This is a genomic window from Chroococcidiopsis sp., assembly GCF_051657925.1.
GTDB lineage: Bacteria > Cyanobacteriota > Cyanobacteriia > Cyanobacteriales > Chroococcidiopsidaceae > Chroococcidiopsis.
Genome location: NZ_JBOFLP010000203.1, coordinates 1 through 7,441, shown reverse-complemented (window position 1 = coordinate 7,441; position 7,441 = coordinate 1). Strand labels below are relative to the sequence as shown.

General features: G+C 44.3%; 7 protein-coding genes and 1 riboswitch. Of the genes, 2 read left to right on the top strand and 5 right to left on the bottom strand.

Annotation, left to right across the window (positions count from 1 at the left end):
• From ggt to ACRC32_RS16275, 4 genes are all read right to left on the bottom strand, one after another.
• Positions 1–1,580, bottom strand: a 1,580-nt coding sequence (ggt, locus tag ACRC32_RS16290; protein ID WP_438554949.1) for a gamma-glutamyltransferase, incomplete at its 3' end; no start/stop codon positions are given.
• Between the two features lie 49 nt (positions 1,581–1,629).
• Entirely contained in the window at positions 1,630–2,115 is a 486-nt protein-coding gene (locus tag ACRC32_RS16285) for a hypothetical protein (RefSeq protein ID WP_438554948.1), read from the bottom strand.
• Between the two features lie 169 nt (positions 2,116–2,284).
• Positions 2,285–2,440: an arginine synthesis PII-interacting regulator PirA gene (pirA, locus tag ACRC32_RS16280; protein WP_015154903.1), complete on the bottom strand. Its 156-nt coding sequence runs from the start codon at positions 2,438–2,440 to the stop codon at positions 2,285–2,287.
• A 31-nt stretch (positions 2,441–2,471) separates the two neighbouring features.
• Positions 2,472–2,627, bottom strand: a complete 156-nt coding sequence (locus tag ACRC32_RS16275; protein WP_015154902.1) for a hypothetical protein — start codon at positions 2,625–2,627, stop codon at positions 2,472–2,474.
• Between the two features lie 34 nt (positions 2,628–2,661).
• A riboswitch (Glutamine riboswitch) is annotated at positions 2,662–2,720 on the bottom strand.
• 373 nt (positions 2,721–3,093) lie between these two features.
• Here ACRC32_RS16275 and ACRC32_RS16270 point away from each other — a divergent pair.
• A complete protein-coding gene (locus ACRC32_RS16270) occupies positions 3,094–5,475 on the top strand; it encodes an NB-ARC domain-containing protein (RefSeq protein ID WP_438554951.1) in 2,382 nt (793 codons plus the stop codon).
• Positions 5,476–5,615: 140 nt separating this feature from the next.
• On the opposite strand, the gene ACRC32_RS16265 is transcribed toward ACRC32_RS16270, so the two are convergent.
• On the bottom strand, positions 5,616–6,104 hold the full coding sequence (locus tag ACRC32_RS16265) for a hypothetical protein (RefSeq protein ID WP_438554950.1): 489 nt from the start codon (positions 6,102–6,104) through the stop codon (positions 5,616–5,618).
• 252 nt (positions 6,105–6,356) lie between these two features.
• Between ACRC32_RS16265 and ACRC32_RS16260 the strand changes: the two genes are divergently transcribed.
• Positions 6,357–7,441, top strand: a 1,085-nt coding sequence (locus tag ACRC32_RS16260; protein ID WP_438554947.1) for a dihydrolipoyl dehydrogenase, incomplete at its 3' end; no start/stop codon positions are given.

Here is a 7,441-nt window from a genome sequence, read left to right as displayed (position 1 = left end):
GCACCGTCGCGATTGCCATAATGAGGCAGCGATATTGCTTGTTGGCTGTCTAATTTCCAGTCTAAAACGGCAATTAATGCTTGCGCGACGTAGTTGATAATTCGAGCGCCGCCAGCCGAACCAACCGCCATCACAAGCTTACCCTGGCGATCGAATACCATAGTGGGAGCCATCGAACTTCTAGGGCGCTTTCTCGGTTCTACCCGATTGGCGATCGCTTTTCCATCGGGTGTTGTGGGTGAAAAAGAGAAATCTGTGAGTTGATTGTTGAGTAAAAAGCCCCGTACCATCAATCTAGAGCCAAAAGTGTCTTCAATACTGGTGGTCATAGAGACTGAGTTGCCATTGCGATCGATAATTGTTGTGTGGCTGGTTGAGGGAAATTCGATCGCATTATCTTGTCCCCAGACTAACTTTTGCTTCGATCGCAATTCGCCTGGTTCGGCATCGGTTAAGGCGCGTTGAGGATTAATGAGCTTGGCGCGATTATTTAAATATTCAGGATCGATCAGTTCATTGACTGGTACGGGAACGAAATCAGCATCAGCCATATATAATCCTCGGTCGGCATAAGCTAGCCGTCCTGCTTCGGCAAATAAATGAACTGCTTGGGTTGATTCTGGTTTGAGGGTGGATAATTGGAAGTTTTCCAGCATACCGAGAATTTGCAACACGGTTAAACCACCAGAACTAGGTGGTCCCATACTGCATATTTTGTAAACTCGGTAAACTCCACATACAGGCGATCGCTCTTTTGCCTGGTATGTGGCTAAATCGTCAGTTGTTAAGTCGCCTGCTACGGTAGCTTTTTGGACTGTATTCGCAATGTCTCTGGCAATTTCACCCCGATAAAAGGCATCAGCACCAAAATTAGCAATCCGGCTCAATACCTCAGCATAAGGACGATTGACGAGAATTGTCCCCACAGGTTTAGGCGTGCCATTCGCTTGATAGAAATAGCTGCGAGCTGGTTCTAGGCTTGGTAAATACTTTTCTTTACTGAGGCGATCGTACAATAGAGGCGAGATTGGAAAGCCTTGCTGCGCCAGTTGAATTGCGGGTTGAAATAGTTCTCGCCAAGGCAACTTACCATGTGCCTTGTGTACCATTTCCAGCATCCTAACTACTCCAGGTACGCCGACAGACTTTCCACCTACAACCGCATCGTAAAATTGGAGTGGCTTGCCATCTGTATTCAGAAAACGATCCGGTCGAGCAGCCGCTGGAGCCGTTTCGCGACCGTCATAAGTGCGAACTTGTTTGCGTTTGGCATCATAATAAGTCAAAAAAGCCCCGCCACCGATTCCAGAATACTGCGGCTCAACTAAACCCAGTACCATTTGAATGGCGATCGCTGCATCAACAGCACTACCTCCCCGCTGCAGAATCTCACTACCTGCTGCCGCTGCTAACGGGTGAGCTGCCACTGCCATATACTTTTGAGTGCGTACAGCTTTGCGAACCGCGCGATCGTTGCTAATTACTGGTGCAACTCGCTCTTGTCCTACAGTTGGAGATACGATGGTACTGAAGACAAGGGCTAGTAAACCAAAGTAGAGGCAAAATCTATTTGCGTTCATTAGTGTAATTCTACTTCTCGTTAGCAGAATACCACTCTACGAGGATCGCTCAAGCAATATCGGGAGGAATTTGATTGAAAGGACTAGCAGGAGTCGATCGCGATTGCATTTGCAGCTTTATTAACTTCTGCAATTCTCCCCGTTGAATCTCCGTTCCCCGATTTAGCTCTCCTGGGGTATCGAAGAAAATGATACTGTCTACCGTTTCAAGAGCAAAAAGCTGAAATAATATGTGAGTGACGGGTAAGGGTGAAGCAACAATTTCCGGGTCTTGTTCCGAGACTGCTACAGCTGAAACATCTGCAAGTGTGGGGAAAGCATAGATAACACGCTTGGTCACTTTTGGGTTAGCGCGATCGCTTAACGTAGTGACTACCCAGTCTTGATTTAAGTTTTGCAAAATATAGTATTCTAAATGGCGCAGCCTGCCAGCAAGCAGTACTAATACGGGAGCGACAGCAGCAACAACTTGCGGAGTCACGCCATCTTGAGGCGCTTCGTCAATCAGGACTTTAATTTGTCGGTCTAAATCCATATGACACAAAAGCTGCTACTATCACCCTGAGTTTACCCCATTTAGGGAGCAGGGAGCAGGGAGCAGGGAGCAGGGAAAAAAATATGGTTTCTGACTTGTGACTTGCGATCGCAAATGGGGGATGCATCGATCGCATCCCCCACTTTAACTAAACTTAATTAGCTAGCACTTATTGGTAGTACTTCAGTTCTGCTTCCAATTGGGAAGTCAAGCGATCGTCGCCCTTGGCTCTGGCAGCTTGCAAGCGCCGTTCTAAGCTTTCCAAAATATTCGAGCGATGAACTCTTGCTACCTCTTTGTAGCTTGGCTTTCTACTTGCATTCATGAGATTATTTGCTCCTTGCTTCGATCTTTTTCTAGCCTTCAGTACCTACTTCTGATGCTGTGCGTTGTAGCATGGACTGCTGGCGGTTGTGTTGCTTCTGACGATTCAAACTCATTAACAATCTTGCTTGCGCAGAAACAGACACGCGATCGGAGTTAGATTGAATACCAATATTGTTAGATTTCATATTCGCCTCTTTCTTGTTGTTGTGTTACGAATGAGGCGCGTTCCTTCGAGAGTTTTTCTCTACTTCCGTCCCTCCACTGGAGAGATGAACGATTTATCCTTTACATTCATTACAATATCAGCCATTTTTCTCATTTGAGTCTATCTGAGGACGGAATGATGCATAAATCTAAATAAGTTAATGTACCTTAAACTACCAAACATGAATTTTGGCTAATTCATTTAGATAGCAGAAGCAGAGGGCAGAGGGCAGAAGGCGGAAGGAAAAACCTTGCGTTTCAAAGGTGAGAGTTGACTTTGAGGTCTGAACCTTCTCGCGCTTTGCTATAAAATTTGTCAGGGTAAGTTGATGAAAAACCAGAGATATTTGAATTTTTAAATTCTGTTTCGTGTCTCCTATTTTCTGTTTCGTGTCTCCTTTTACTGTGACAAGTTATACTAAGTATGGCTTTCATCCTCAGCAACCTATGGATGGTGAAACAGCATTGGCATGGGTGGATAATCTCATATTGACCAAAACTGGCGAAGGGTTAAATTCTCTACAAAAACATATTCTTCAGCAGGTTTGGCAGGGACGCAAATATCCTGAAATTGCAGCCTACTGCGGCTATACAGAAGGACACGTTAAAGATGTTGGTTCTCATCTGTGGCGCGTACTGTCTCAAACTTTGGGAGAGAAGATTAATAAAATTAACTGTCGTGCTGTTTTAGAACGATATCTGCATACATCAAAAGATAAAGGAAATCTGTCAATTTCAGCCCCCCTAGTGAAGGGAGGTTGGGGGGATCTGCACGCCAAGCCAAATTTCGTCGGCAGAACCGAAGCGATCGCGCACCTCGATCGCCTGGTAAGTTTGGATAGTAAGGCGATCGTCATTCAGGGTGAAGGCGGATTGGGAAAAACAACCCTAGCACAGCAATACTTGCAAACTCAAAATTTTGAAGTGGTGCTAGAACTGCTAGTAGCAAAGGAAACGCAGAACTTGACTTCTGCTGAACGAGTTGTAGAAGAGTGGTTGAAACAAGACTTACAAGAGGAACCAGGTTTAGAATTTGGCGTAACTTTAGATAGACTCAAACGCCATTTACAAATGCGACGGATAGGGGTGTTAATCGATAACTTAGAACCTGCATTAGATCGCCAAGGACGTTTAATCGCGTCTCATCGTAGCTATGTGGAGTTATTTCGCATTTTAACTGACTCGAAAGTACAATCCGTCACTTTGATTACAAGTCGCGATCGCCTGTGCGAACCAAGTTTAAATGTAGAACACTACCGTTTACCTGGTTTAGATCTTCAGGCATGGCAAGAATATTACAGTTACCGTCAAATTGCGATTGACTTACCAACAATCCAACAGATGCATCAAGCCTATGGTGGTAACGCTAAAGTTATGGGAATTCTTTGCGGTACAATTCAAGCAGATTTTGCAGGTGATGCGATCGCGTATTGGCAAGAAAACCATGCCGATCCCTTGGCTGTCACCGATTTGAAAAATTTAATTGCCAGTCAATTTCACCGCTTGCAAACACTCGATCTGCCAGCCTACCGCTTATTGTGTCGCCTGGGATGTTATCGCTACCAAGATGTGGCAAAGATTCCTACCCAAGGAATTTTAAATTTATTGTGGGACGTACCACCTCAACAGCAACGACAAATTATTACAGCTTTACGCGATCGCTGTTTAGTTGAATTTCAACAGGGGAAATACTGGCTGCATCCAGCAATTCGTGCTGAGGCGATCGCGAGGTTACGTGCTAGCGATGAATGGATAGTTGTGAATTGTAAAGCCGCAGAATTTTGGACGGATAGCGTAGTAACAATTGACACCATACAAGATGCTTTACAAGCTCTGGAAGCATACTATCACTATGTCGAAATTAACGATTTTGAATTAGCAGCTAGAGTTATTCTTAAAAGTAGAAATAATCAATGGGGACAGTTTTTGCTTCTGGGTGGAACGTTGTATAGAATGGGTTTAATTCAACCCGTTTTGGGGGCGATAACTCAAATTCTCCAAAATGTACAATCCACTCTTTGTTTGGGAGAATTATATAATATTTTAGGAGATTTATATTGGACTGCTGGTAAAATTCACGCAGCGATAGAATGTCAAGAGAAAACCATCAATCTAGCAACTCAATCATTGAAACCTTTAGAGTTTAGTCAAGGCGATCGCTACAAATTATATTACTTAAAAATGCTAGAGGTAGATTCCTTACTCAGTATGGGATTGTACAATATAGATTTGTGGGAATTAGAGACAGCAGCCGAATTATTTCAGCAAGTCATAGATCTAGCTCAAAATACAACTCATCATCGCTGGGCAGAAAAAGCTAGCGTATGTTTAGCTTTAGTCAATTCTTATTTAGGTGTGCATCAAACAGCGTATAACCTAGCCGAACCGATTTATGACTCGATTATGTCTGAGTTAAATAAACAAAGTGGAAGCTTTGCTTATTTTGTTCAAATCCTCGGTCAAACTTATGTCAATTTAGGTAATAGACAAAAAGCGCAAGAGATGTTTTTTCTTTCCTTAGCTGATGCCGAAAAAAGCCATTATCTACAAATTAAAGCAAAAACACTAAACGGACTTGCAGAGAGCGATCGCCAGCAATCTTTATTTAAATCAGCTCTAAATAAACATGTAGAAGCAATCGAAATTTTAGAGCAAATTGGTGCGAAATGCGATCTAGCCGAGGCTTATTTTCAGTTAGGTTCAACTTATAAAAGTATGAAAGAGTTTGAACATGGGAAGCAAAATTTAGAGCGATCGCTTCAGCTATTTACTCAGATGAATGCACCAAGACAAGTAGAAAAAGTATTGCGATCGCAAATTGGCGAATAGAATTCGCGACTACACAAAAGAAAGCCGCCTGCGCGGGTTTTGGATCTGTGCATAATACGATTCATAGCCCCCCTTTTTAAGAGGGGCTGGGGGATCTTCCGTGGTGCAGTGTTAACAAAATGCTATCAGTCGATCTGAGCCTATACACTCACACATCGTTCAGCTTCACGCGCTGCAACAACCAGTACCAAACAAAGAGCCGATATAGCTTTTTGCCACTCTTGCCTAACCTGCAAATCTTCCACACCTTCAAACATTCCTACCAGAGAAGGAACAGAACGTTCCATCGCCAAACGCGGAACCGGACGATGAAGTTCTACTAAGCGCGTGAGGCTTTCTTGATTATTGACAAAACCAATGACCCATTGTGTTGTATGCTCTGGACTATCGGGAACGCGCTTCACACCCAACTCTGTTTGCAACCAGTGATAAAAAGGAGGTAATCGCTCGGCTAAAACGCTACCAGCGATCGGTAAAGTTTGCTTTAGTAACGAAACATCTAAGCTATTTAACTGTTGTTGTAGTTCGGGAGAATTTAGACATTCAGTAAGAGACTGGGAGAGTAAAGCTTCTAAACGGGTGAGGGGCAGAGCTAAGTGTTGGGCAAATGTTTCTAAAGTAGGCTGCATCATTTCAAATCTAAAAGACAACTAAAACTTCTTGAGATGAGGTAGGATTTCTATGTCTTCCTCTCAACTCATCACGTTACCAATTTGCCAGAAATACATGATGTTGTCTTTGAGGTAGCTCATAGAGAGACCAGTGACCAGTTATCAGTTACTCCCAACTCCCGACTCCCGACTCCCGACTTCAGAAGAAACTTGCACTAAAAGCGATCTCAATCAGAGAATAAGAAAAGCAACAAGCACGAGGAGACTTCGGTGAGTCAGGGATTCGATTACGATTTAGTAATTATTGGCGCTGGGGTAGGCGGACATGGAGCTGCCTTACACGCCGTCAGTTGTGGCTTAAAGACAGCCATTATTGAAGCAGCTGACATGGGCGGAACCTGTGTCAATCGCGGTTGCATTCCCTCTAAAGCACTGTTGGCAGCATCGGGACGAGTGCGGGAATTGCGCGATGCACACCATTTGAAAGCATTGGGTATTCAGGTAGAAAATGTTGGGTTCGACCGTCAGGCGATCGCCAATCATGCATTAAATTTGGTCAGTAAGCTGCAAGGTGACTTGACAAATAGCCTCAAACGTGTGGGAGTTGACACGATTCGCGGTAGGGGAAAAGTTGCGGGACAGCAGAAAGTCACGGTGACTAGCGATAGCGGCGACAAAACGATTACTGCTAAAGATATTATTCTCGCTCCTGGTTCCGTGCCTTTCGTACCCCCAGGAATTGAAATTGATGGCAAAACTGTATTTACCAGCGACCAAGCCGTTAAGTTAGAATCCTTACCTCAGTGGGTAGCAATTATTGGTAGCGGCTACATCGGCTTAGAATTCTCCGATGTTTACTCGGCTTTAGGCTGCGAAATTACCATGATTGAAGCCCTAGACCAATTAATGCCAGGGTTCGATCGCGATATTGCTAAAATTGCCGAACGAGTTTTAATTACTCCCCGCGACATTGAAACTTATGTAGGCATTTACGCCAAGAAAGTTATCCCTGGCTCCCCAGTTGTCATCGAACTGGCGAATTTTAAAACGAAAGAATATGTCGATACGCTGGAAGTAGACGGCTGCTTAGTTGCCACCGGACGCATTCCCGCCACAAAGGATTTGGGTTTAGAATCTGTAGGCGCGGAACTCGATCGCCGTGGTTATATTCCCGTCAATGACAGCATGGCTGTATTATCTGGCGGCGAATCCGTACCTCACTTGTGGGCAATTGGAGACGCGACAGGGAAAATGATGTTAGCTCATGCAGCATCCGCTCAAGGAATTGTTGCAGTCGAAAATATTTGCGATCGCCAGCGTCAAATTGATTATCGCAGCATTCCCGCCGCTGCCTT

Bases quoted from the DNA above. Each gene is read 5' to 3' on its own strand.
- ACRC32_RS16285 (WP_438554948.1), bottom strand. From the start codon at position 2,115: ATGGATTTAGACCGACAAATTAAAGTCCTGATTGACGAAGCGCCTCAA.
- ACRC32_RS16275 (WP_015154902.1), bottom strand. From the start codon at position 2,627: ATGAAATCTAACAATATTGGTATTCAATCTAACTCCGATCGCGTGTCT.
- pirA (WP_015154903.1), bottom strand. From the start codon at position 2,440: ATGAATGCAAGTAGAAAGCCAAGCTACAAAGAGGTAGCAAGAGTTCAT.
- ACRC32_RS16270 (WP_438554951.1), top strand. From the start codon at position 3,094: ATGGATGGTGAAACAGCATTGGCATGGGTGGATAATCTCATATTGACC.
- ACRC32_RS16265 (WP_438554950.1), bottom strand. From the start codon at position 6,104: ATGCAGCCTACTTTAGAAACATTTGCCCAACACTTAGCTCTGCCCCTC.